The sequence below is a fragment of the Pedobacter sp. 01T416_2 genome (assembly GCF_056398925.1).
Window position 1 is genome coordinate 1 of the sequence record NZ_JBFTQI010001108.1, and the last position, 1,371, is coordinate 1,371.

Consider the following 1,371-nt stretch of genomic DNA (forward strand, 5'->3'; position numbering starts at 1 on the left):
ATTAATAGTTTATTGCTTGTTTTCATATTTTTAAGCGTTAAAATTTTCTTTTACAAATGTTTCGTATTTGCTTTTCAGTTCATCAAAGCCAATATTCAATAAATAAATGTTTCTGAATACTACGGGAAGCTCATCGTCCATAAATAGCACTTTTCTATAGCTTTTCACATGGTCAATGGCATCATCGCCAACAAAAAAGCCGATTCCCCTTTTATTATTGATAATGCTCTTATTTTGCAGTAATTCGTAAGTACGCATTACTGTATTTGGGTTAACCTCAAGTTCAACCGCTAATTCCCTAACTGAGGGTACTTTTTCTTCGGCTTTCCATTTTCCGAGCAAAATATGTTCACAAACGTATTCTGCAATTTGAAGGTATATTGCCTTGTTATCTCTAAATTCCATATCTATACCTTTTAATTAAACTTCTTTTTCTTTAAGACGGATGTAAGTAATCGTCCAAATAATTAGGGTGATGATGCTTGTTGCCAATAAAATTGTTAGCAAAACCCAGTCTTTATCTTCTTTTCTAAAATGATGATGATTAGCAACTTTACCCTCCATTAGCCATATCGAAAGTTTAACCACCAGGTAAGAAGCTAGGCCAATGAAAACCATAGCCGAAAGAGCCGTTTTGATATAGTGAAAACGGTTAAAATAGACAGATCCTAACAGGAACAGGCTGGTAATGAGAAAGGGGAAAGCAAAAAAGTAGCCGCAATATTTTCTATAGCCTTCATCATTAAATACCTGATAAGTAATCGTTTCAACTTCTCTAACAGCCCCGTTTTTTGGTAAGAGGCCTTTAAAGGCTTCAAGGTGACCGTTCAGGTATTTTACAAAGGCCAAATCTGTTAAATAAAAGATTAACAGATAGCTAAACAAACTTATTATTGCAGTGTAAACTACACCTGCCAGAAATTTTTCGAATACTGAAGCGGGTGTCATCAGTTCTAAAATGGCCCTCGATTTCTGTCCCAGGATATTAAAATAGCTACTGGCTACGATGCTGATAAAAACAAATCCCAAAATCAGGAAAAGAGGGTAGCGGAAACGCATATCGAGGTTGCCGTCGTAGTCAAAATTATTGTCTTTAAGTGGCGATGGAATACTATAACTATAAAAGCCTACTACTATTCCCAACAGCACAACAAGGCTGATCAGATAGATTTTCCCAAAGTCTAACCACTGTCTTTTAAGCAATAAGCCAAATCGRTTGATATTAAATGTGTTGTTCATCGCTTAACTGAATAAAGGTTTAAATTTGATTTTTTCTGCAAGTATGGCATTGAAAAGAAGCTCCATATCTAATTTGCTGTCTTCTTGATGATAATTTGGCATTACCGCATTATAACCAGAGAGTGATGCCTC

General features: G+C 35.3%; 2 protein-coding genes. Both read right to left on the reverse strand.

Annotated elements, in window-relative coordinates; translation table 11 throughout:
- Positions 1-30: 30 nt before the first annotated feature.
- Positions 31-405, reverse strand: a complete 375-nt coding sequence (locus tag AC1DPQ_RS27785; protein WP_116249211.1) for a GntR family transcriptional regulator — start codon at positions 403-405, stop codon at positions 31-33.
- Between the two features lie 15 nt (positions 406-420).
- Positions 421-1,239 carry a hypothetical protein gene (locus tag AC1DPQ_RS27790; RefSeq protein WP_477579961.1) on the reverse strand — a complete coding sequence of 273 codons (819 nt, stop codon included), beginning with the start codon at positions 1,237-1,239 and terminating at the stop codon, positions 421-423.
- Positions 1,240-1,371 lie beyond the last annotated feature (132 nt).

Excerpts from the sequence above, each read along its gene's own strand:
- AC1DPQ_RS27785 (WP_116249211.1), bottom strand. The coding sequence starts at position 405 with ATGGAATTTAGAGATAACAAGGCAATATACCTTCAAATTGCAGAATAC.